Source organism: Rubellimicrobium sp. CFH 75288 (assembly GCF_009904055.1).
Taxonomy (GTDB): Bacteria; Pseudomonadota; Alphaproteobacteria; order Rhodobacterales; family Rhodobacteraceae; genus Rubellimicrobium.
Genome location: NZ_WYDP01000001.1, coordinates 346643 through 367151, shown reverse-complemented (window position 1 = coordinate 367151; position 20509 = coordinate 346643). Strand labels below are relative to the sequence as shown.

Below are 20509 nucleotides of genomic sequence, written 5' to 3'. Positions count from 1 at the left end.
CCCCCCGGGCCCGTCCGGCGGACCTGCCGGCGAAACCGCGGGGGGTGCCGAAAGACAATGCAGAGTGCACAGGAGATAGGCACTTTGCGAACTGCCAGAGGAACAGGCGATGGCGACGATCCTGACGGCAGAGGAGATGCGGCAGCTCGAGGCCCACGCCTTCGCCGCCCCCGGCGGGCCGGATGCCGAGACGCTCATGGAACGGGCGGGGCAGGGGGTTGTCGCCGCCATGCTGGAAACCTGGCCCGATGCCGCCGAGGGCTCCCATCGCGCCCTCGTCCTGTGCGGGCCGGGGAGCAACGGAGGCGACGGATTCGTTGTCGCCCGGCTCCTGCTCGGGCGCGGCTGGGCGGTCGAGGCGTGGTTTGCGGGCGACCCGGCCCGCCAGCCCCCAGCGGCCCGCGCCATGCGCGAGCGTCTGGCCGCGGCCGGCGGCCGGATCGTCGCGCTCGACCTGCCGCTCGGCGCGGCGTCCCCTCTGCCCGCCTTTGCCGCCGGGGGGCAGGGGGCCGGCTTTGTCGTCGATGCGCTGTTCGGCATCGGGCTCGCGCGGCCGCTCGACGGACCCGAGGGGCTCTGGCGCCTCCTCGGGGCGGATCTCGGCCCCGGAGAGCCGCCGCCGCGGCGCGTGGCGGTGGACATCCCCTCGGGCCTCTGCGCCGACAGCGGCCGCGTCCTGCGGGCCGGGGACGGCCGCGCCGCCTGCTTTTCCGCGGACCTGACGGTGACGTTCCACGCGCCCAAGCCCGGCCACCTCCTGGCCGAGGGCCCGCAGCTCTGCGGGCGGCTCTCGGTCGCCTCGCTGGGCCCGCTCGATCCGCCGCCGGGCTGGAGCCCCGCCATCCGCCTCATCGACGAGGCGGAGGCCGTCCCCGAGCGCCGCCCCGCCGCGGACGGCCCTCCTCTCGGGAAGCGGACGGGCCACAAGTACGACCACGGGCACGCGCTGATCCTCGGCGGGGGGCCGGGCCGCGGCGGGGCGGCGCGGCTCGCGGCGCGCGCGGCGCTGCGCGTGGGGACGGGGCTCGTCACGCTGGCCGTGCCCTCCGGCGCGATCCCCGAGAACGCCGCGCGCCTCGACGCCGTCATGCTGCGCGAGGCCGACGACGCGTCCGACCTGTCCGCGCTGCTGGAGGACGGCCGGTTCGGCGCGGTCTGCGCGGGGCCGGCCTTCGGGACCACCCCGCGCGAGGCCGCCTGCCTGGCCGCGCTCCTCGACGCGACGGGGAGAGGGCGCGCCGCGATCCTCGACGCCGATGCGATCACGCTCCTGGCTCGCGAGGCCGCGCTGCGCCGCAGGCTCCATCCGCGGGTGATCCTCACCCCCCATGACGGCGAGTTCGCGCGCCTGTGCCCCGGGATCGCCGCCCGCCTGCACGAGCTGCCGCTGCGCGGTCCGGCCTTCTCGCGCCTCGATGCCGCGCACGAGGCGGCGGCGGCGCTGGGCTGCGTCCTGCTGCTCAAGGGGCCCGACACGGTGATCGCCGACCCGCAGGGGCGCCTGGCGATCCATGCCGCCGCCTATGACCGGGCTGCGCCCTGGCTGGCCACGGCGGGGGCGGGCGATGTGCTGTCGGGTCTGGTCTGCGGGCTGCTCGCGCGCGGCTTTGCGCCGTTCGCCGCGGCCGCCAGCGCCGCCTGGCTCCATGTCGAGGCCGCGCGCGCCTTCGGGCCTGGCCTGATCGCCGAGGATCTGCCGGAGGCGCTGCCGGGGCTGTTCCGCCGGCTCGGCCTCTGACCGGGTTCAGACGACGAGTTCCACCCCGTCGGCATAGAGGACATGCGGCCCGTCCAGAAGCGGCCTGTGCAGGGTCAGGCCGCGCGGACGCTCCTGCACGACGAACTCGCCGTCGGCCAGGCGGGCCGCCTCCGCCACGGCGCGGGCGGCGCCGTGCAGCACCCGCGCGCGCCAGTCGCGCAGATGGATCAGCGTGCCCGGTCCCACCACCAGATCGCGCCCGGGCCGGTTGTGGCCCAGCGTGCCGGCGACGATCCGCACCGGCGCCACCCGCGCCGCCAGCGATTCGACCGCGCGCAGGGTCTGGGCCCCGGCATCGCGCGTGATGATCCGGTCGCCGGGCAGCAGGTCGTCCACCGCGACCTCGCCCCGCAGGGTCAGCACGAGCGTGCCGCCCGCCAGGCCCGCCAGCGGCGCCAGACGCGCATCGGGCGCAGCGATCCGGGTCTGAAGATGCATCGATGCCCTCCGGCTGCCTCACCGGCCGCACCTTATCCCCAATTGTGGCAACAAGAGGTTGAGGGCCGCCCCATTTTCGCCGCATTTCCCCCTCGCGGCCCCGCGCCGGGAATGCTAGGCGCCTGCGCAGGGGCGGGTCGGCCGTCCCGCGCGGGTGTGGCGGAACCGGCAGACGCACCGGATTTAGGTTCCGGCGCCGCAAGGCGTGGGGGTTCGAATCCCCCCACCCGCACCAGCCGCCCCGGCCTGCGGTTGCCCCCCCGTCCGCAAGCTGATAGGGGCGCGCGAACAGCCCCGGACAGGATGCGTCGCGCCGAGGTCGCGCGCCGAAGGCAGGGACGGCGGCCCAGCGCCCGCGAGGCACGAGAGGAAAGAGATGGACGTCACCGAAACGCTCAACGAGGGGCTCAAGCGCGGCTACCGGGTCACCGTCACGGCCGCCGAGCTCGACCAGAAGGTCACCGCCAAGCTCCAGGAGGTCCAGCCCCAGGTGGCCATGAAGGGCTTCCGCAAGGGCAAGGTGCCGCTCGCGCTGCTGCGCAAGCAGCACGGCGCGCGCCTTCTGGGCGAGGCGATGCAGGAGACGATCGACGGCGCCGTGTCCTCGCACCTCGCCGCCACGGGCGACCGGCCGTCCATGCAGCCCTCGGTCCGCATGACCAACGAGAGCTGGAAGGAAGGCGACGATGTCGTGGTGGAGGTCACCTATGAACGCCTGCCCGACGTGCCGCAGGTGGACCTCTCCGACCTGTCGCTGACCCGCCTCAAGGTCGAGCCCGACGACGCGGCCGTGGACGAGGCACTGGCGCGGCTGGCCGATCAGGCCAGGACCTACGAGGACCGCCGCAAGGGCACGAAGGCCAAGGACGGCGACCAGGTCGTGATCGACTTCACCGGCCGGCTCGACGGCGAGGCCTTCGAGGGCGGCTCGGCCACCGACTATCCCCTCGTGCTCGGCTCGGGCTCGTTCATCCCCGGCTTCGAGGAGGGTCTTGCCGGCGTCAAGGCGGGCGAGGAGCGCGAGGTCACCGTGACCTTTCCCGAAAGCTATGGCGCCAGGCATCTGGCGGGGCGCGAGGCGGTGTTCGCCGTCACCGTCAAGGCCGTCAGGGAGCCCAAGCCCCACCCGATCGACGACGCGCTCGCCAAGCGCTTCGGCGCCGACGATCTCGAGGCGCTCAGGGTGCAGGTCCGCGACCAGATCGCCCGCGAATACGAGGGCGCGTCCCGCGCCGTGCTCAAGCGCCAGCTTCTCGATGCGCTCGACGCCCGCGCCGACTTCCCGCTGCCCGAGAACCTCGTCAAGGCCGAGGCCGACCAGATCGCCCACCAGCTCTGGCACGAGGAGCACCCGGAGGTGCACGGCCACGACCACGGCGCCATCGAGCCGACCGAGGATCACCTGCGGCTCGCGCGCCGGCGGGTGAAGCTGGGCCTGCTGCTGGCCGACATCGGCACCCGCGCCGAGGTCAAGGTGACCGAGCAGGAGCTGACCCAGGCCGTCCTGAACGAGGCGCGCCGCTACCGGGGCCAGGAGCGGCAGTTCTTCGAATACATCCAGTCGAACGCCGCCGCCCGCCAGCAGCTCCAGGCGCCGATCTTCGAGGACAAGGTCGTGGATCACATCCTGTCCACCGCCTCCGTCGAGGACAGGCCGGTATCGCGCGAGGATCTCCAGAAGGCCGTCGAGGCGCTGGACCAGGAATAGCCCCATCCCGGCCGGGCGCCGCCGCCTCGGGCGGCCCGGCGCCCGTCCCCCTTCCGTCACCCCGTCGCCGGAGTCTCCTGCCGGATCGGCGACGGGCCGGAAGGCCGTGGCGGGGGATGACGGCGGCGCGCCCGCCCACCTCCCCCGCGCCTGAACCATCCCCCGCCCCCGGACCCGGCCTCCGCCACAGGGCCGCGCAGGACGCGGCCGACGCGGCGGCCATCGGGACCCGGCCCGGCGTCTCACCCCGTCCTCCCGGCCCAGACGCGAAGGGGGCCGCCCCGTCCCCGGAGCGGCCCCCCTGTCGCGGCGCGCGGGGCGCGCGCCTCACTCCTCCTGGGCGGCCCCGCCCAGATCGTCGAAGAGCTGGCTGACCTCGAACTCGGCCTGCGCCTCCTCCTCGGCGGCCAGGTCCTGGATGCTCTTGCCGCTGGCCTGCATCTCGGCCTCCTCGGGGGTGCGGGCCACGTTGACCGTCACCGTCACCTCCACCTCCGGGTGCAGCCGCACCGTGACCGGATGCAGCCCCAGTTCCTTGATGGGCGCGTTGAGCACGACCTGCCCGCGCGAGACCGCAAAGCCCGCCGCTGCCGCGGCTTCCGCCACGTCGCGCGTCGTGACCGAGCCATAGAGCGCGCCGCCGTCCGAGGCGGAGCGGATCACCACGAAGCTCTGCCCCTCGAGGCGGCCGGCCTCGGCCTCGGCGGCGCGCCGCGTCTCGGCGTTGCGCGCCTCGAGTTCGGCCTTCTGCGCCTCGAACTGGCGGATGTTGGCCTCCGAGGCGCGCAGCGCCTTGCCCTGCGGCAGAAGGAAGTTGCGCGCATAGCCGGGGCGGACGTTCACCACCTCGCCCATCTGGCCCAGCTTGGCCACGCGCTCCAGAAGGATCACCTGCATCGCTCGGTCCTCACTTCACGGCATAGGGCAGAAGCGCCAGGAACCGCGCGCGCTTGATTGCCTGGGCGAGCTTGCGCTGGTTCTTGGCGCCGACGGCGGTGATGCGGCTCGGCACGATCTTGCCGCGCTCGCTGATGTAGCGCTGCAGCAGGCGCACGTCCTTGTAGTCGATCTTCGGCGCGTCCTTGCCCTCGAACGGGTCGGACTTGCGGCGGCGGAAAAAGGGCTTGGTTGCCATGTCCTGTCTCTCCCCGGATCAGCGGCGGTCGCGCGGGCGGTCGTCGCGGTCGCGCCGGTCGCCCCGGCCCTCGCGGTCCTCGCGCTTCTGCATCTGGACGGACGGGCCTTCCTCGTGGGCGTCCACCTTGACCGTCAGGACGCGCATCACGTCCTCGTGCAGCCGCATCAGGCGCTCCATCTCCTGCACGGCCTCGGCCGGCGCGTCCGTGCGCAGGAAGGCGTAGTGGCCCTTGCGGTTCTTGTTGATCCGGTAGGACATCGTCTTGACGCCCCAGTATTCCTGGCCCACGACCCGGCCGCCGTTGTCGGCCAGGACGCTGCCGAAATGCTCGATCAGCGCTTCGGCCTGCGCATTGGCGAGGTCCTGGCGCGCGATGAACACATGCTCGTAGAGAGGCATGCTGTCTCCTGTCAGGGCGCATGTCACCGGGAGGGGCCTGCCTTCCGCGCCCGTCCCTCGAGGGATGCGCCGGTCCGATGGGCTCCGCGGAAGGAATGGGGCCTTATACCGGCCGACCGGCCGGGTGCAAGGGGGCGAAGCCCGGCCGGGCGCGAATGACGTGCAACTGCCGCGCGACTGCCATGGTCGCGCCACAACCTCTACCAACGCTCCTCCCAGGCCCCGCGCCGCCGCTGCCCAGGATGGAGCCCGCCATGACCACCCCCTCCCGCCCTTCCGCCTCCCGCTTCCGCGTCGACGAGACCCGCTGGGGCTATGTGATCCGCGCGCCGCAGGGTGTCCCCGTTCTGGTCCAGGTGGCCCAGGGGGTCGTGCTCGCCGCCGGATCGGGGCTCAGCGCCGCGGCCGTCCTCCTCGTGCTTGCGGCCGAGGGGGACGGCATGACGACGGGGCTGGCCGTCCTGTGTGCGGCGGCGGCCGCGCTGCTGCTGCGCTTCGCGCTCTGCGGGGCCACGGTCGAGCTTCAGGTGGATCTCGCCCGCGGCGAATTGCGGGAAACCCTGCGCCACTGCCTCGGCCGTACCAGCGTGATCGGGCGGCACGGGCTGGGCGCGGGGGCCTCGCTGGCCGTCCAGCCGGGGGACGGGGGCGTGGCGACGCTCTGGCTGCGCCTCGGCACGAACCGCCGCTCCATCCGCATCGCCCAGGGTCCCGAACCCGTCCTGCAGGCGCTCAAGCGGCGGCTGGACGGGGATCTTCTGGCCGGCTGCCAGACGATCCTGCGCCCGGCCCCGGAGGCGGAGGGCGCCGCAGGGCTCGGCCATCTGGACCGCCGCTTCGCCTGACGCCGCCCCTTCCTTGCCCGCCTGCGCCCGAGCGGCTAAGCCCTCGGGCGCGATCGAGCGGAGGGGGCCATGCGCGCATTCGTCTTTCCGGGCCAGGGAGCCCAGACCGTCGGCATGGGCCGCGCGCTGGCCGAGGCGTCCCCGGCGGCCCGCGCCGTCTTCGACGCCGTGGACGAGGCGCTGGGCGAGCCGCTCTCGCAGCTGATCTGGGAGGGCGAGGCCGAGGCGCTCCAGCTCACCCGCAACGCCCAGCCCGCGCTGATGGCGACCTCGCTCGCCGCGCTCGCCGCGCTCGAGGCCGAGGGGGCGGGTCTCGATCGCGCGGCCTTCGTGGCCGGCCATTCGCTCGGGGAATATTCCGCCCTCTGCGCCGCGGGCGCGCTGTCGCTCGGGGATGCTGCGCGGCTTCTGCGCCTGCGGGGCGAGGCAATGCAGCAGGCCGTGCCCGTGGGAGAGGGGGCGATGGCCGCGCTTCTGGGGCTCGACCTCGCCGCGGCCGAGGCGGTCGCGGCCGAGGCCGCCGGCGCCGGGATCTGCGAGGCCGCCAACGACAACGATCCCGCCCAGGTCGTCGTCTCGGGCCACCGCGCCGCGGTGGAGCGGGCGGTCGCGCTCGCGCGCGAGCGGGGGGCTCGGCGCGCGGTCCTCCTGCCCGTCTCCGCGCCCTTCCACTGCGCCCTGATGGAGCCCGCGGCCCGCGCCATGGAGGAAGCGCTCGCCGCCACCGAGATCCGGCCGCCCCGCGTGCCGCTCGTGGCCAACGTCACCGCACGCCCCGTCACCGATCCCGAGATCATCCGCCGCCAGCTGGTCGAGCAGGTCACCGGCCGCGTCCGCTGGCGCGAGACGGTCCTGTGGCTCGAGGCCGCCGGCGTGACCGAAGCGTGGGAGATCGGGGCGGGTCGTGCGCTGTCGGGCATGATCCGCCGCATCGCGCCGGCCCTTGCGACCCGCGCCGTCTCCACCCCCGAGGAGGCGCGCGAGGCCGCGCTCTCGGCCCTCGCCGCCTGATCCCGCACGGAGTTCCCATGTTCGACCTTCACGGCAAGACCGCCCTCGTCACCGGCGCCTCGGGCGGCATTGGCGCCGCCATCGCGCGCGCGCTCCACGGCGCGGGGGCCACCGTCGCGCTCTCCGGCACGCGCGAGGGGCCGCTCGAGGAACTGGCCGCCGCGCTGGGCAGCCGCGCCCACCCGGTCCCCTGCGACCTCGGCGACGCGGACGCCGTCGCTGCCCTGCCCGCCCGCGCGGCCGAAGCGGCGGGGGGGCTCGACATCCTCGTCAACAATGCGGGCATCACGCGCGACGCGCTGCTGATGCGCATGAGCGACGAGGACTGGGACCGCGTTCTCGCCGTCAACCTGTCGGCCGCGGTGCGGCTGGCGCGCGGGGCGCTGCGCGGCATGATGAAGGCGCGCTGGGGCCGGATCGTCTCCGTGGGCTCGGTCGTCGGCGCCACGGGCAATCCCGGCCAGGCCAACTACGCCGCCGCCAAGGCGGGCCTCGTGGGCTTCTCCAAGGCGCTCGCGGCCGAGGTCGCCTCGCGCGGGGTGACGGTGAACGTGGTCGCGCCGGGCTTCATCGCCACCGCCATGACCGACAAGCTGTCCGAGGACCAGAAGGCCGCGATCCTGCCGCGCATCCCCGCCGGCCGCATGGGCACCCCCGAGGAGGTGGCCGCCGCCGTCCTCTATCTCGCCAGCCCCGAGGCGGGCTATGTCACGGGGGCCACGCTGCACGTCAACGGCGGCATGGCGATGATCTGAGGCACGGGGCAGGGGCGTCTCGTCGGACGGGGCGCCTCCGCCGCCAGAAGGCGCCCCGCCCTGTCGGCGGCCGCCGCCGGGCAGGGAGGACCCCCGCGGCGGCCGCCTGTTCACCCGTTCCGGCGCTCAGCGCGCCGGTGTCATCCGGCGTGGGGCCGGGCTGCCCCGCCAGCCGCCGAACCACCGCCGGGCCCGTCGCCGGGCGGCGGGCGAGGGCAGCGCCGCGCCCAGCACGCTGGCACCCAGCAGAAGCGCGCCCAGCATCCCGGCCTGCCGGGCGATCGGCAGATCGGCAAAGGTCGCGACAAGGGGCGTCAGATTGTCCATGAGACGGAAACTCTGTGCCGAATGCGGCGGGAATGGGGCGCGGATGTGGTCCTGCCGGGGCATCCCGGCCCGCGCCGGGGGCTCGCCGCGCCGGCGCCCGGACGGCGTGGCCGGGCGGCCACAGCGCCCGGCCCGCACCGCTCCGGCGCCCCCCGGGGAAAGCGTTTGCCCCCGTCCGATCTTCTGCTATGTCCGCCGTGAGCCGGCCGGGGCCTCCCCGCGCCCGGACCCGAGCAGGTCCCTGCGGGGCGCGAGGGAGGAACCGCAGACCCGTCCCGCAAGGGGCGGGGGTGCCAAGGCAACAGCGGGCCGCTGGCCCGGAACGACGCGAGGAATACCGATGAGCGACGTCGCAGACCGCGTGCGCAAGATCGTGGTGGAGCATCTCGGCGTGGAGGAGGAAAAGGTGACGGAGAACGCCTCCTTCATCGACGACCTCGGCGCGGACTCGCTCGATACGGTCGAGCTGGTCATGGCCTTCGAGGAGGAATTCGGCATCGAGATCCCCGACGACGCCGCCGAGACGATCCAGACCTTCGGCGACGCGGTCCGCTTCATCCAGGAAGCCCAGTAGGACCCCTGCCTCGGCGCCGCCGCAGGCCGGCGCCCCGGGGACGCGGCTCCGCACACGGCGCTCCCGCGGGGGGCGCCGTTTCTCGTCGCGGGCCGGACGGCGCCCCGTGTGTGCTTGCCGTGTGTCCTCCGGGCGCACCGGCCGCGCAGGGGCCGCTTGCAACCCGTCCCCGCTCCTGTCACCCCTTGGGGGGGGAGGACCGATCATGGCATCACGCGACGGGGGCCCCTCGCTCGGGGCGATGTTCGGCGCCGGACGGGCCGAGACCTTCATGGGCCTGCCCCGCTGGGACGGGGGGCCCGCCCCGGCGGTCCTGCTCGGGGCGGATGGCTGCACGCCCTATCCGTCGGTCGGCTTCTACTGCGCGGGCGGTCCGGCGGCGATCCGTGCCGCGGCCTCGGCCTTCGCACTCGCCCATCACAACTGGAACTTCGATCTCGGCCGCCCCGCCTTCGGCGCGCGGCTGCCGGCCGATGGCGGCGACATCCCCGTGGACCCGTCCCGCCCCGAGGAGAACCGCCGCGCCATCCGCGACCGCGTGGCGGCGGTGATCGCGCAGGGCGCCGTTCCCGTCCTGGTCGGCGGGGACGATTCGCTGCCCATCCCGATGCTCCAGGCGCTCGACGGGCCGCTCTGCGTGCTCCAGATCGACGCCCATATCGACTGGCGCCGCGACGTGGAAGGCGAGCGCTGGGGCCTCTCGTCCACCATGCGCCGCGCCTCCGAGATGGGGCAGGTCGAACGCATCGTGCAGGTGGGCGCGCGCGGCATCGGCTCGGCGCGTCCCGCGGACGTGGAGGATGCCCGCCGCTGGGGTGCCCGCCTCGTGCCCGCCACCGATCCCGACCCGGTCGAATCCGCCCTCGCCCAGATCCCCCCCGGCGCCCGCATCGCGGTCTGCCTCGACTGGGACGGGCTCGACCCCTCGATCATGCCGGCCGTGATCGGCCGGAGCGCGGGCGGCCTGTCCTATGCCGACCTTCTCGATCTGCTGACGGGGGCGGCCGGGCGGGGCCGCATCGTGGCGTTTGCCGCGACCGAGTTCATGCCCTCGCGCGACATCGACGGGCAGGGAGCCACCCTGGCCGCCCAGGCCCTGATCGCGGTCCTCGGGCTCCTCTGCGCCTGAGCGCAGGCTGACCCTGCGTCACTTTCCGTTGGACTTCGCGCCCCGGTTGTGCCACGCTTTGTCCATGCCGCCCGGATAAGGTTCAGCCCGGCCGGCGGTCCGGCCCGGTTCGGGCCGGGCGGTGCGCACGTCGATTTTCTTCGCCCATTTCCCGTCCTCGCGGGTGCCCTTGGGGTTGCCCGATGGCCAAGGTGCGTTCATGCCCGACTATTTCCGCGATTCCGTCGTCCTGAAGCTCAAGCCCTTCCGCAAGCCCGTCGCCGCCATTCTGGACGAGCTCAACGACGGCACGGTGCTGGAGGAGGAATTCCTGCCCGATCCGGCGGGCTTTCTCGCGCTCCGGCTCCACGGCGCGGCCGCGCTGCGCGTGCCGCGCCGCAGGCTCGACGCGGCCAACCGCTTTCTCTTCTCGGCCATGAGCAACGAGCGCTTCCGGGCCTGGATGGAATCCTACCAGGAGGAGCGCCTGTCCGAGATCGAGAAGGACCCCTACGCGGTCGTGGACAAGGAGCGGCTGCTGAGGGACCTCGCCCAGGCCATGGTGGAGGCGGCCGATCCCGAGATCATCGCCTCGCTGCTGCCCGGCCGGTTCAAGCCCCGCTGGGACGACCCCGATCTCGTCTTCGACGTGATCGGCACGATCAAAGGCCCCCCCGACTGGCCGCCCGGCGCGGTGGTGCTCAACCAGGTCGTCTCCCAGACGGTGGTGCAGGAGGTGACGCAGACCGTCACCGTGATTCCGACACTGGCCCTGAGCGGCCGCCTCGCCCCCGGTGGCGAGGTGGCTGACGTCGCCGTGGAGATCGAGACCGTCGCCTATGCGGTCGCCGCCGTGGCGGTGTTCATCGTGGCGGTGGCCGTGGCCGTGGTGGGCGCCCAGGCGCGCGACCGCTTCGCCGGCCGACCGGTCCTGCGCGACGTGTTCGTCAACATCCACGACATGGCCCGCATCGCCGACAGCATGGCCCGGATCGGCGGCGAGCTGCGGGGCAGGGGGATGCTGTGACCGCCCATGCCCCCCGTCCCGCCCCCGCCGCGCCGGCGCACCTGCCCGTCGCGCGCACCCTCTCGGTGATGCTGACGCACAAGTGCAACGCCGAATGCGCCCATTGCGGCACCTTCTCGGGGCCGCGCGTGGGCGGCCGTCTCGACCTGCCGCGCCTTCTCGCCGCCATCGACCAGGCGGCCGCCCTGCGCTTCGGCAACGTCGTCTTCACCGGCGGAGAGCCCACGATCTACTGGGCCGACCTGCTCGCGGGCCTTGCCCATGCCCGCTCGCGCCGCCTGATGACCCGCGTGGTCACCAACGGCCACTGGGCGAAAACCCCCGACCGCGCGCGCGAGCGGCTCTCGGCCCTCGTCGCCGCCGGCCTCGACGAGATCAACTTCTCCGCCGGGGACGAGCATCAGCGCTTCGTCCCCCTCGAGCACGTGCTCCAGGGGGTCGCCGCCGCGCTCGACCATCCGCTGCCCGTGCACCTGATGGTGGAAAAGGTCCGCGACCGCGGCATCACGCGCGAGGCGGTGCTCGACCATCCCCTCCTGCGCGACCGCGCCGACCTCGAATGGCTGGGCATCTCCGAGAGCCCGTGGATGCCGCTCGACCCGTCCGAGCGCGCCGACTATCCCGAAGGCTCCTGCGCCAACCGCGACAACCTCGACCGCTTCCCGGGCTGCGACAGCGTGCTGCAGACCTATGTGCTCCACCCGGGCGGAGAGATGACAACCTGCTGCGGCATCGGCGCCCGCGTCATCCCCTCCCTGCGCGCCGAGGAGACCTTCGACGGCGCGCCGGGCCGCCTCGCCGCCATCGTGGCCGAGGCCGAGGAGGACGTGCTCAAGCTCTGGCTGCGCCACGAGGGGCCCGAGAAGATCCTCGCCTGGGCTGCCTCCCTCGATCCCTCCATCGAGTGGGAGGACCGCTACGCCCACCGCTGCCAGGCCTGCGCGCGGATCTACGCCGACCCGCGGGTGGGCCGCGTGATCGCCGCGCATTACGGCGAGCGGCTTGCCGATCTGGTCGCGCGCGCCTTTATCGTCGAGCACGGAGCCAGATTGGGGGAAGGGCCATGGACATCGAGGGCGTGGACCGATTCTGGGTCAAGGCCGTCATCGGCCAGGACGGCCGCCGCGCCACGGTCCTCGCCGTGATGACGGCCGTGCCGCTCCACCCGGTCCAGCCCGGCCACGACCCCGCCCGCGCGGCCCGCCTCATGGACGCGCTCGAGGAGGCCCGGCGGCGGCACGGCTTCGACGCGGTCGAGGTGCTGAACGGCGGCTGACCGCCTCCCCCCTCGGTTGCAGGCCCCCCGCGCCGCCGCTAAGACCGGACGGGGCCTGCAACGGAGGAGTTCATGCGTCGTCGTGTCGTCGTGACGGGCCTCGGCCTCGTGACCCCGCTGGCCGACGGCGTCGAGGAGACGTGGTCGCGCCTGCTCGCGGGCCGGTCCGGCGCGCGCACGATCCAGAGCTTCGACGCCACCCACCTGCCCACCAACTACGCCTGCGAGATCCGCCACGGCGACGGCACGGACGGCACCTTCGACGCCTCGCGCTACGTGGACCCCAAGGAGCGGCGCAAGCTCGACGACTTCATCGTCTACGGCCTCGCCGCCGCCGCCCAGGCGGTCGAGGATGCGGGCTGGACCGACCCCCCCGAGGCCGAGAGGCTGCGCACGGGCGTTCTGATCGGATCGGGCATCGGCGGGCTCAAGGGCATCGAGGAGACGACGCTTCTGATCCGCGACAAGGGTGCGCGCCGCGTCTCGCCCTTCTTCATCACGGGCTCGCTCATCAACCTGATCTCGGGCCAGGTCTCGATCCGCTACGGCTTCAAGGGCCCCAACCACTCGGTCGTCACCGCCTGCTCCACGGGCGCGCACGCGCTGGGGGATGCCGCCAACCTCATCCGCCACGGCATGGCCGACGTGATGGTGGCCGGCGGCGCCGAGGCCGCCATCTGCGAGATCGGCATCGCCGGCTTCAACGCCTGCAAGGCCCTCTCCACCAGGCGCCGCGACGAGCCCGAGCGCGCCTCGCGCCCCTATGACCGCGACCGCGACGGCTTCGTGATGGGCGAGGGGGCAGGCATCGCCGTCCTCGAGGAGCTCGAGCATGCCCGCGCCCGCGGCGCCCGGATCTACGCCGAGGTGCTGGGCTACGGCATGTCCGGCGACGCCTATCACATCACCGCCCCCCCCGAGGACGGCGAGGGGGCCGAGCGGGCGATGCGCGCGGCCCTCGCCGATGCGGGGCTCGAGCCCTCGGCGATCGACTACATCAACGCCCACGGCACCTCGACCATGGCCGACGTGATCGAGCTTGCGGCCGTCGAGCGCCTGCTCGGCAACCACGCCGCGCAGGTCACCATGTCCTCGACCAAGAGCATGACGGGCCACCTGCTCGGGGCCGCGGGCGCGCTCGAGTCGATCGTCTGCGTGCTCGCCATCCGCGACGGCGTCTGCCCGCCCACGATCAACCTCGACGACCCGGCGGTGGAGACGCCCCTGGACCTCGCCCCCAACGCCGCGCGGCAGCGCCCCGTCAGGGTCGCACTCAACAACTCGTTCGGCTTCGGGGGCACGAACGCCTCGCTGCTGTTCGGGGCCGCGCCGTGACCGGGGCCGGGACGGGGGGGGCGGGCTGATGTGGCGCCATGTCGCGGCCAATGCGCTGACCTTCTTCGCCGTCGCCCTGTTCCTCGTGGCCGGGCTGATCGCCTGGGGCGGCGCGCAATGGTCCGGCCCCGGCCCGCTCGCCCAGCCGATCTGCCTGCGCGTCCCCGCCGGCGGCACGATGCGCCAGGTGTCCGAGGATCTCGCCCGGCAGGGGGCCATCGCCTCCGCGCCCGTGTTCCGCATCGGCACGGATTACGCCGGGCTCCGGACCCAGCTCAAGCAGGGCTCGTTCCTGATCCCCGAGGGCGCCTCCATGCAGGAGATCGCCGCCCAGATCACCCGCGGCGGCGCCAATACCTGCGGCACCGAGATCGTCTGGCGCATCGGCGTGACGCGCAGCTCGGCCGACCTGCGCGAACTCGACCCCGCCACCGGCCGCTATGCGGAGATCGCGAGCTTCGACCCCTTCGCGGACGCGCCGCCCCCGCCCGAATTCGTCCGCGCCGCGGCCGAGCCCGACACGACCTTCCGCGTCGTCGTGGCCGAGGGCACGACCTCCTGGCAGATCGTCCAGGCGCTCAACGCCTGGGACGTGCTGGAGGGCGAGGCGACCGAGATCCCGCCCGAGGGGATGCTCGCCCCCAATTCCTACCCTGTCACCCCCGGCATGGCCGTGACCGACCTGCTCGCGCGCATGCAGGCCGAGCAGGAGCGGATCCTGAGCAGCCTGTGGGAGAACCGGGCCGAGGGCCTGCCCTTCGACACGCCCGAGGAGGCGCTGACTCTGGCCTCCATCGTCGAAAAGGAAACCGCCATCCCCGAGGAGCGCGCGGTGGTCGCCTCCGTTCTCGTCAACCGCCTGCGCACGGGGATGCGCCTCCAGTTCGACCCCACGATCATCTACGGCATCACGCGCGGGCAGGGGGTGCTCGACCGCCCCATCCGCCAGTCCGACATCCAGGGCCAGACCGAGCGCCAGCTCCACGGCGCGATCCTCTACAACACCTACCAGATCGACGGCCTGCCCGCGGGCCCGATCGCCAATCCGGGCCGCGCGGCCATCGAGGCGGCGCTGAACCCGGCCGACACGCCCTATCTCTATTTCGTGGCCGACGGCACCGGGGGCCATGCCTTCGCCACCACGCTGGCCGAGCACAACCAGAACGTCGCCCGCTGGCGCGCGATCGAATCGGGCAGCGCGGCCGGCACGCCCTGAGCGCCGCGCAACAGCCGCCCCTTCCGCCGGTCGGCCGGGCCCCGCGCCCGGCCCCGTGGTTAACGAAATCCTGACCCACCGCGCGGTGGCGTTGCGCGCCCGCGGGCCCCGCGGCGGCGGCCTGCCCGCGCGGAGTCCTGACGAGTGGTTAACGCACCGCGCGGTGGCGTTGCGCCGGCCCGCGCCCCCCGCGATTCGTCAACCTTCCGTTAACCCATGCACCGCGCGGTGCGGTAACGGATCGTCAACCATTCCGGCCCAGCCTTCCGGTCATCCGCCGGCCCTCGCGCCGTCGGCCTCCCCCAGCAGCCGGAGACCCCCCATGAAGGCCCAGCCCACCCTCGCCACGCCCCAGGACCACCGCCGCCATTTCGAGGATTCGCTCGTGCTCCTGCGCGCGGTGCGCACCACGCTCGCCGACCTGCTCGCCCGCGCCGAATCGGGCGAGGACATGCCCTTCCGCGAGATCGCCGCCAAGCAGGCCGAACTCGAGACCGCGCTGCGCCGCGCCTTCGAGGCCGAGGCGCGCTGGAACGGCTTCGCGGCCGAATCCGCCGCCGCCTCCCCCGACGGCCCGCTCGACCTCGAGGCGCTGCGCGCCGACCTCGCCTGCCGCCTCTCGCGCATCGCCGCCTGCTGCGCCGAGGGGGCCTGACCGGCCCCCGACCCCTCCCCCCGGACGGACCGTCCGGCCCCGCCGGGGGGTGCCCCGCCGCCCCCATCCCCGCCGCCCCCACCCAGGACTCCCGCCATGACCCGCCAGATCGCCGCTCCCACCTCCCCTCTCGCCCGCCGCCTCGCCGCCCTCGGCCCCGCCGCGCTCGACGCGCTGCCCCCCGCCACGCTGGCCGCGCTGCCCTTCCTGTGGGACCTCTGGGCCCTGCCGCACCAGCTCCCCCCGCCCGGCCCCTGGCGCACCTGGGTCGCGCTGGGCGGCCGCGGGGCGGGCAAGACGCGCGCGGGCGCCGAATGGGTCCGCTCCCTCGTCGAGGGGCCGCGCCCCGCCGATCCCGGCCGCTGCCGCCGCGTCGCGCTGGTGGCCGAGACCGCCGACCAGGCGCGCGAGGTCATGGTGATGGGCGAATCGGGCATCCTCGCCTGCTCGCCCCCCGACCGCCGGCCGCGCTGGATCGCCACGCGCCGGATGCTCCTCTGGCCCAACGGCGCCACCGCCCAGACCTTCTCGGCCTGCGACCCCGAATCGCTCCGCGGCCCCCAGTTCGACGCCGCCTGGGCGGACGAGCTGGCCAAGTGGCGCCGCGGCCCCGACGCTTGGGCCATGCTCCAGATGGGCCTGCGCCTCGGCCCGGACCCGCGCGCGGTCGTGACCACCACGCCGCGCCCCTCGCCCCTTCTCGACGATATCCTGCGCGCGCCCGGTACGGTGCAGACCCACGCCGCCACGGGGGCCAACCGCGCCAACCTCGCCCCCGACTTCCTCGACCGGCTCGACGCGCTCTATGGCGGCACCCGCCTCGCCCGTCAGGAGATCGCGGGCGAGCGGCTCGAGACCCAGGCGGGCGCCCTCTGGAGCCCCGCGCTTCTCGAGTCCTGCCGCGCCCCGTGGCGCCCCGCCTTCGACCGCGTCGTGGTCGCCGTCGATCCGGCCGTCTCCACGGGCAAGAGCGCGGATTCGACCGGCATCGTCGCCGCCGGCGCGGTCATGCAGGGCGCGCCCCGCGACTGGCGCGCCGTGGTGCTCGAGGACGCGACCGTCCGGGGCGCCTCGCCCGAGGAATGGGGCCGCGCCGCCATCGCCTGCGCGCGCCGCCACGACGCGGACCGCATCGTGGCCGAGGACAACCAGGGCGGCGCGATGGTCGAATCGATCCTGCGCGGCATTGACCCGACGATCGCCGTGACCCGCGTGCGCGCCCGCTCGGCCAAGGGCATCCGGGCCGAGCCCGTGGCCGCCCTCTACGAACAGGGCCGCGTCCACCACCTGCGCGGCGCCGATCTCGCCGCGCTCGAGGACCAGATGCGCGCCATGACGGCCGCGGGCTGGCGGGGCAGGGGCTCGCCCGACCGGCTCGACGCGCTCGTCTGGGCGGTGCACGCGCTCCTTGTCGCCCCCGCTGCCACCTGGTCCGAGCCGCGCCTGCGCGCCCTCTAGGGGCCCGATTCGCCCTCGCCCGACCCCCAGTCCGACCCCCTGTCAAGGCGTTGCGCGAATCCGCAGGGGTGCGCGCGGTGGCCTAAGAAACCGTTAACCTTTCGGGGGCATGGTGTCCCCGAGAGCGCAAGAACCGCCGAGCAGACCCCCACAGCCCAGCCGCCTCCCACCGGGGCGGCCCCGCCCAGGAGACGACCCATGTTCCCCTTCCGCCGGTCCCAGGCCGCGCCAGCCGGCGCGGCCGCCGACCCCGCCATGCCCCTCGCCGCCGCCGCCGCGCGCCCCGTGCCCGCCGCGTGCCCCGTGCCCGCCGCGCCGACCGCGCCCGCGCTCAAGACCGGCCTCCGGTCCGCGACCGGTCCGGTCGCGGCCGGCACCGGGCGGAGCGCGCCTCCGGCGGTTGCCCTGATCGCCGCGGGCTTCCTGCGCAACCCCGTGGGCTTTCGCGCCGTCCGCCTCGTGGCCGAGGCCGCGGCCTCGCTGCCGCTCGCGCTCTCCGACCGCGCCTGCCGCTACGCGGAGCATCCCGTCCTCGACCTGCTCGCCCGCCCCAACCCTGTCCAGGGCCGCGCCGAGCTGCTCGAGGCGCTCTACGGCCAGCTTCTCCTGACCGGCAACGGCTATCTCGAGGCCACAGCTGCGCCCGGACCCGGCACCGGCCTGCCCGCGGCGCTCCACGTCCTGCGCTCCGACCGCGTCAGCGTCGTGCCCGGCCCCGATGGCTGGCCCGTGGCCTACGACTACACGGCGGGGGGGCGCCGTCACCGCGTGGCGTGGTCGCCCGACGCCTCTCCCGTCTGCCACGTCCGCGCCTTCCACCCCCAGGACGACCATTACGGCCTCTCCCCCCTCCAGGCCGCCGCCGCCGCCATCGAGGTCCACAACGGCGCCTCCCGCTGGAGCGTGGCCCTGCTCGAGAACGCTGCCCGCCCCTCCGGCGCGCTGGTCTACAGGGGCGGCGACGGCCGCATGAGCCCCGACCAGTTCGACCGCCTCGCCGCCGAGATCGAGCGCCAGCACCAGGGCGCGCGCAATGCCGGCCGGCCCATGCTGCTCGAGGGTGGGCTCGACTGGAAGCCGATGGGCTTCTCGCCCTCCGACATGGAGTTCCACCGCACCAAGGAGGCCGCCGCGCGCGAGATCGCCACCGCCTTCGGCGTGCCGCCCATGATCCTCGGCATCCCCGGCGACGCCACCTATGCCAACTACGCCGAGGCCCACCGCGCCTTCTACCGCCTCACCGTGCTGCCGCTCGCCGCCCGCGTCACCCGGACGATCGGCGAATGGCTGGGGGACTTCTCCGGCGAGCGGCTCGAGCTCGCCCCCGACCTCGACCGCATCCCCGCCCTGTCGGCCGAGCGCGACGCCCAGTGGCGCCGCGTCGCCGAGGCGCCGTTCCTGACCGATGCCGAAAAGCGCGCCCTTCTCGGCCTGCCCCCGCTCGAGGAGCCCTCCCATGCCTGAGACGCGCTCGTTCCTCTGCGCCCCCGGCCTGCGCATCGAGGCCCAGGAGCGCCTGTCCGAGCTGCAATTCGCCCAGCTCAACCAGGCGCTGGGCAAGATCGAGGCCACCATGGAGCGCCTCGAGAAGCGCCTCTGGCTCGCCGTCTACGGGGTCGTGGCGACCGTTCTCGCCACCGCCGCCCAGTCCCTCCTCGCCGTCTCTCCGTGAAAGGACCGGCCATGCTGCCCCTCCGCCCCCCCGAGACCAAGGCCGCCGCGCCCCTCTCCGCCTCCGCCGACGGCACCGCCGTCTGGGGCTATGCCTCGCTCTGGGGCATTCCCGACCGCGGCGGCGACATCGTCGAGCGCGGCGCCTTCGCCGCCTCGCTGCGCCGCCTGCGCGAGCGCGGCGAGGGCGTGCGGATGCTCTGGCAGCACGACCCGGCCCAGCCCATCGGCCTGTGGGACGAGGTCGAGGAGGACGCGACCGGCCTGCGCGTCAAGGGCCGCCTCCTGCCCGAGATCGCCCGCGCGCGCGAGGCGATGGCCCTTGTCGCCGCCCGCGCCCTCGACGGGCTGTCGATCGGCTACCGCACCCTGCGCGCCGCCCGCGACGACGGGGGCCGCCGCCGCCTGCGCGAGGTCGAGCTGTGGGAAGTCTCGCTTGTCACCTTTCCCATGCTCCCCGGGGCGCGGCTGGCCGCCAAGTCTGCCGAGGCCGCCCTTCTGGGCGATCTGTCGGCCCATTGCGCCGCGCTGCGTGCCCGCCTGCGCCGCGCCTGACCCTCCAACCCCCCAAGGAGTCCCGAGCCCCATGACCGACACCCTCTCCGTCCAGGACTGCGACCGGACCTCGCCCCCCGCCGCCCCGCCCGAGACCAAGGCCGCCTTGGCGGGCCTCGTCTCCGAACTGCGCGGCCTCGCCGACGACGTGACCTCCCGCCTCCAGCAACAGGATGCCCGCATGACCCGCCTCGCCTCCGCCCTCGCCGCCCGCCCGATGCTCGCGGCCGACGGCCCCGACGCGCTTGCCGCCCCCGCCGCCAAGGCGTTCGACGCCTATCTGCGCCGCGGCGACGAGGGGGGCCTGCGCGACCTCGCCCTCGAGGGCAAGGCGCTCTCCACCGCGGTGGCCGCCGATGGCGGCGTGCTGGTGACGCCGCAGACGGCCGGCGCCATCCGCGAGATCCTCCACTCCGCCGCCTCGCTGCGCTCGCTCGCCACCGTGGTCGAGGTCGAGGCCGGCGCCTATGACGTGCTGATCGACCGCGCCGACATCGGTGCCGGTTGGGCGACCGAGAATGCCGCTACGGCCGAGACCGCCACCGGCGCCATCGAGAAGATCACCATTCCGCTGCACGAGCTGGCCGCGATGCCCAAGGCGTCCCAGCGCATCCTCGACGACTCGGCCTTCGACCTCGAGGGCTGGCTCGCCGCCCGCATCGCCGAGCGCTTCGCCCGCTCCGAGGGCGCGGCCTTCATCACGGGCGACGGCGTGGACAAGCCGCGGGGGATCCTGTCCTACCCGCTCGTCGCCAACGCGTCCTGGACCTGGGGCAGCATCGGCTTCGTGCCCTCGGGCGTGTCGGCCGGCCTGACCACGCTCGACCCGGTGGTGGACCTCGTCTATGCGCTGCCCGCCCGCTACCGCGCCGGCGCGGCCTTCGTGATGAACTCGCGCACGACCGCGCTCATGCGCAAGCTCAAGGACGCCGACGGCCGCTTCCTGTGGTCGGACGGCCTGTCCGAGGGCGAGCCCGCGCGCCTGATGGGCTACCGCGTCCTCGTCAGCGAGGACATGCCCAACGTCGCCGCCAACGCGCCCGCGGTCGCCTTCGGCAACTTCGCCGCCGCCTACACGATCGCCGAGCGGCCCGACCTGCGCATCCTGCGCGACCCGTTCTCGGCCAAGCCGCACGTGCTCTTCTACGCCACCAAGCGCGTGGGCGGCGCCGTGACGGACTTTGCCGCGATCAAGGTGCTGCGCTTCAGCGCCAGCTGACGGCGCTGCGCGCCCGCACCGGGGCCGCCCTGCCG

The 20509-nt window shown here is 74.4% G+C and carries 23 protein-coding genes and 1 tRNA gene; 19 read left to right on the top strand and 5 right to left on the bottom strand.

Annotated elements, in window-relative coordinates; translation table 11 throughout:
* The first annotated feature begins 109 nt into the window (after window positions 1-109).
* Window positions 110-1738 (top strand): NAD(P)H-hydrate dehydratase, encoded by a 1629-nt coding sequence (locus GT358_RS01790; protein WP_166580846.1) that lies wholly within the window; start codon window positions 110-112, stop codon window positions 1736-1738.
* A 6-nt stretch (window positions 1739-1744) separates the two neighbouring features.
* Here the strand turns inward: GT358_RS01790 and GT358_RS01785 are convergent, their stop codons facing one another.
* Complete coding sequence (locus GT358_RS01785) at window positions 1745-2197, bottom strand: Hint domain-containing protein (RefSeq protein WP_166580845.1); 453 nt, start codon at window positions 2195-2197, stop codon at window positions 1745-1747.
* Window positions 2198-2347: 150 nt separating this feature from the next.
* On the opposite strand from GT358_RS01785, the gene GT358_RS01780 reads away from it, so the two are divergent.
* Both GT358_RS01780 and tig read left to right on the top strand, forming a co-directional pair.
* Window positions 2348-2432 (top strand) — tRNA-Leu (locus GT358_RS01780).
* 141 nt (window positions 2433-2573) lie between these two features.
* Window positions 2574-3905, top strand: a complete 1332-nt coding sequence (gene tig / locus GT358_RS01775; protein WP_166580844.1) for a trigger factor — start codon at window positions 2574-2576, stop codon at window positions 3903-3905.
* 327 nt (window positions 3906-4232) lie between these two features.
* On the opposite strand, the gene rplI is transcribed toward tig, so the two are convergent.
* Genes rplI through rpsF form a run of 3 tightly spaced genes read right to left on the bottom strand, consistent with a single transcriptional unit; the run spans window position 4233 to window position 5442 of the window.
* Entirely contained in the window at window positions 4233-4802 is a 570-nt protein-coding gene (gene rplI / locus GT358_RS01770) for a 50S ribosomal protein L9 (RefSeq protein WP_166580843.1), read from the bottom strand.
* 10 nt (window positions 4803-4812) lie between these two features.
* Complete coding sequence (gene rpsR / locus GT358_RS01765; protein WP_166580842.1) at window positions 4813-5040, bottom strand: 30S ribosomal protein S18; 228 nt, start codon at window positions 5038-5040, stop codon at window positions 4813-4815.
* Window positions 5041-5058: 18 nt separating this feature from the next.
* The gene (gene rpsF / locus GT358_RS01760) at window positions 5059-5442 is read right to left on the bottom strand and encodes a 30S ribosomal protein S6 (RefSeq protein WP_166580841.1); all 384 of its coding nucleotides are present in this window, start codon (window positions 5440-5442) and stop codon (window positions 5059-5061) included.
* A gap of 254 nt (window positions 5443-5696) precedes the next feature.
* Here rpsF and GT358_RS01755 point away from each other — a divergent pair, with 254 nt between their 5' ends.
* The 3 genes from GT358_RS01755 to fabG all read left to right on the top strand — a co-directional run bounded on the left by GT358_RS01755 (window position 5697) and on the right by fabG (window position 8053).
* Window positions 5697-6287: a hypothetical protein gene (locus GT358_RS01755; protein ID WP_166580840.1), complete on the top strand. Its 591-nt coding sequence runs from the start codon at window positions 5697-5699 to the stop codon at window positions 6285-6287.
* 69 nt (window positions 6288-6356) lie between these two features.
* Window positions 6357-7298, top strand: a complete 942-nt coding sequence (fabD, locus tag GT358_RS01750; RefSeq protein WP_166580839.1) for an ACP S-malonyltransferase — start codon at window positions 6357-6359, stop codon at window positions 7296-7298.
* 17 nt (window positions 7299-7315) lie between these two features.
* Window positions 7316-8053 (top strand): 3-oxoacyl-[acyl-carrier-protein] reductase, encoded by a 738-nt coding sequence (fabG, locus tag GT358_RS01745; RefSeq protein ID WP_166580838.1) that lies wholly within the window; start codon window positions 7316-7318, stop codon window positions 8051-8053.
* Window positions 8054-8179: 126 nt separating this feature from the next.
* On the opposite strand, the gene GT358_RS01740 is transcribed toward fabG, so the two are convergent.
* Window positions 8180-8380 (bottom strand): hypothetical protein, encoded by a 201-nt coding sequence (locus tag GT358_RS01740; RefSeq protein ID WP_166580837.1) that lies wholly within the window; start codon window positions 8378-8380, stop codon window positions 8180-8182.
* A 340-nt stretch (window positions 8381-8720) separates the two neighbouring features.
* On the opposite strand from GT358_RS01740, the gene GT358_RS01735 reads away from it, so the two are divergent.
* The 13 genes from GT358_RS01735 (at window position 8721) to GT358_RS01675 (ending at window position 20474) form a co-directional block, all read left to right on the top strand.
* Window positions 8721-8954, top strand: a complete 234-nt coding sequence (locus GT358_RS01735) for an acyl carrier protein (RefSeq protein ID WP_166580836.1) — start codon at window positions 8721-8723, stop codon at window positions 8952-8954.
* A 205-nt stretch (window positions 8955-9159) separates the two neighbouring features.
* Window positions 9160-10083 carry an arginase family protein gene (locus tag GT358_RS01730; RefSeq protein WP_166580835.1) on the top strand — a complete coding sequence of 308 codons (924 nt, stop codon included), beginning with the start codon at window positions 9160-9162 and terminating at the stop codon, window positions 10081-10083.
* A gap of 199 nt (window positions 10084-10282) precedes the next feature.
* On the top strand, window positions 10283-11089 hold the full coding sequence (locus tag GT358_RS01725) for a hypothetical protein (RefSeq protein ID WP_166580834.1): 807 nt from the start codon (window positions 10283-10285) through the stop codon (window positions 11087-11089).
* On the top strand, window positions 11086-12234 hold the full coding sequence (locus GT358_RS01720) for a radical SAM protein (protein ID WP_166580833.1): 1149 nt from the start codon (window positions 11086-11088) through the stop codon (window positions 12232-12234). Before GT358_RS01725 ends, GT358_RS01720 begins: the two co-directional genes overlap by 4 nt.
* On the top strand, window positions 12153-12365 hold the full coding sequence (locus GT358_RS01715; protein WP_166580832.1) for a hypothetical protein: 213 nt from the start codon (window positions 12153-12155) through the stop codon (window positions 12363-12365). The genes GT358_RS01720 and GT358_RS01715 overlap by 82 nt, the downstream gene beginning before the upstream one ends.
* Window positions 12366-12437: 72 nt before the next feature.
* Window positions 12438-13700, top strand: a complete 1263-nt coding sequence (fabF, locus tag GT358_RS01710; RefSeq protein ID WP_166580831.1) for a beta-ketoacyl-ACP synthase II — start codon at window positions 12438-12440, stop codon at window positions 13698-13700.
* A gap of 28 nt (window positions 13701-13728) precedes the next feature.
* On the top strand, window positions 13729-14916 hold the full coding sequence (gene mltG, locus GT358_RS01705; protein WP_166580830.1) for an endolytic transglycosylase MltG: 1188 nt from the start codon (window positions 13729-13731) through the stop codon (window positions 14914-14916).
* Between the two features lie 322 nt (window positions 14917-15238).
* Entirely contained in the window at window positions 15239-15571 is a 333-nt protein-coding gene (locus GT358_RS01700; RefSeq protein WP_166580829.1) for a hypothetical protein, read from the top strand.
* Window positions 15572-15667: 96 nt separating this feature from the next.
* On the top strand, window positions 15668-17029 hold the full coding sequence (locus tag GT358_RS01695; protein ID WP_166580828.1) for a DNA-packaging protein: 1362 nt from the start codon (window positions 15668-15670) through the stop codon (window positions 17027-17029).
* A 255-nt stretch (window positions 17030-17284) separates the two neighbouring features.
* Entirely contained in the window at window positions 17285-18493 is a 1209-nt protein-coding gene (locus tag GT358_RS01690; protein WP_166581067.1) for a phage portal protein, read from the top strand.
* Window positions 18486-18701, top strand: a complete 216-nt coding sequence (locus GT358_RS01685; protein WP_166580827.1) for a hypothetical protein — start codon at window positions 18486-18488, stop codon at window positions 18699-18701. Before GT358_RS01690 ends, GT358_RS01685 begins: the two co-directional genes overlap by 8 nt.
* Window positions 18702-18712: 11 nt before the next feature.
* On the top strand, window positions 18713-19255 hold the full coding sequence (locus tag GT358_RS01680) for an HK97 family phage prohead protease (RefSeq protein ID WP_166580826.1): 543 nt from the start codon (window positions 18713-18715) through the stop codon (window positions 19253-19255).
* A 31-nt stretch (window positions 19256-19286) separates the two neighbouring features.
* Window positions 19287-20474, top strand: coding sequence for a phage major capsid protein (locus GT358_RS01675; protein WP_166580825.1), 1188 nt, complete (start codon window positions 19287-19289; stop codon window positions 20472-20474).
* Window positions 20475-20509: the final 35 nt, after the last annotated feature.

What these genes read in the sequence shown, in the direction of transcription:
- GT358_RS01700 (WP_166580829.1), top strand. Translation starts at nt 15,239, where the DNA reads ATGAAGGCCCAGCCCACCCTCGCCACGCCCCAGGACCACCGCCGCCAT.
- GT358_RS01685 (WP_166580827.1), top strand. Translation starts at nt 18,486, where the DNA reads ATGCCTGAGACGCGCTCGTTCCTCTGCGCCCCCGGCCTGCGCATCGAG.
- GT358_RS01790 (WP_166580846.1), top strand. Translation starts at nt 110, where the DNA reads ATGGCGACGATCCTGACGGCAGAGGAGATGCGGCAGCTCGAGGCCCAC.
- GT358_RS01715 (WP_166580832.1), top strand. Translation starts at nt 12,153, where the DNA reads ATGGACATCGAGGGCGTGGACCGATTCTGGGTCAAGGCCGTCATCGGC.
- rpsF (WP_166580841.1), bottom strand. Translation starts at nt 5,442, where the DNA reads ATGCCTCTCTACGAGCATGTGTTCATCGCGCGCCAGGACCTCGCCAAT.
- mltG (WP_166580830.1), top strand. Translation starts at nt 13,729, where the DNA reads ATGTGGCGCCATGTCGCGGCCAATGCGCTGACCTTCTTCGCCGTCGCC.
- fabG (WP_166580838.1), top strand. Translation starts at nt 7,316, where the DNA reads ATGTTCGACCTTCACGGCAAGACCGCCCTCGTCACCGGCGCCTCGGGC.
- GT358_RS01740 (WP_166580837.1), bottom strand. Translation starts at nt 8,380, where the DNA reads ATGGACAATCTGACGCCCCTTGTCGCGACCTTTGCCGATCTGCCGATC.
- GT358_RS01735 (WP_166580836.1), top strand. Translation starts at nt 8,721, where the DNA reads ATGAGCGACGTCGCAGACCGCGTGCGCAAGATCGTGGTGGAGCATCTC.
- GT358_RS01785 (WP_166580845.1), bottom strand. Translation starts at nt 2,197, where the DNA reads ATGCATCTTCAGACCCGGATCGCTGCGCCCGATGCGCGTCTGGCGCCG.
- GT358_RS01755 (WP_166580840.1), top strand. Translation starts at nt 5,697, where the DNA reads ATGACCACCCCCTCCCGCCCTTCCGCCTCCCGCTTCCGCGTCGACGAG.
- GT358_RS01680 (WP_166580826.1), top strand. Translation starts at nt 18,713, where the DNA reads ATGCTGCCCCTCCGCCCCCCCGAGACCAAGGCCGCCGCGCCCCTCTCC.
- fabD (WP_166580839.1), top strand. Translation starts at nt 6,357, where the DNA reads ATGCGCGCATTCGTCTTTCCGGGCCAGGGAGCCCAGACCGTCGGCATG.
- fabF (WP_166580831.1), top strand. Translation starts at nt 12,438, where the DNA reads ATGCGTCGTCGTGTCGTCGTGACGGGCCTCGGCCTCGTGACCCCGCTG.
- GT358_RS01695 (WP_166580828.1), top strand. Translation starts at nt 15,668, where the DNA reads ATGACCCGCCAGATCGCCGCTCCCACCTCCCCTCTCGCCCGCCGCCTC.
- GT358_RS01690 (WP_166581067.1), top strand. Translation starts at nt 17,285, where the DNA reads ATGCCCCTCGCCGCCGCCGCCGCGCGCCCCGTGCCCGCCGCGTGCCCC.
- GT358_RS01675 (WP_166580825.1), top strand. Translation starts at nt 19,287, where the DNA reads ATGACCGACACCCTCTCCGTCCAGGACTGCGACCGGACCTCGCCCCCC.
- tig (WP_166580844.1), top strand. Translation starts at nt 2,574, where the DNA reads ATGGACGTCACCGAAACGCTCAACGAGGGGCTCAAGCGCGGCTACCGG.
- GT358_RS01725 (WP_166580834.1), top strand. Translation starts at nt 10,283, where the DNA reads ATGCCCGACTATTTCCGCGATTCCGTCGTCCTGAAGCTCAAGCCCTTC.
- rpsR (WP_166580842.1), bottom strand. Translation starts at nt 5,040, where the DNA reads ATGGCAACCAAGCCCTTTTTCCGCCGCCGCAAGTCCGACCCGTTCGAG.
- GT358_RS01730 (WP_166580835.1), top strand. Translation starts at nt 9,160, where the DNA reads ATGGCATCACGCGACGGGGGCCCCTCGCTCGGGGCGATGTTCGGCGCC.
- rplI (WP_166580843.1), bottom strand. Translation starts at nt 4,802, where the DNA reads ATGCAGGTGATCCTTCTGGAGCGCGTGGCCAAGCTGGGCCAGATGGGC.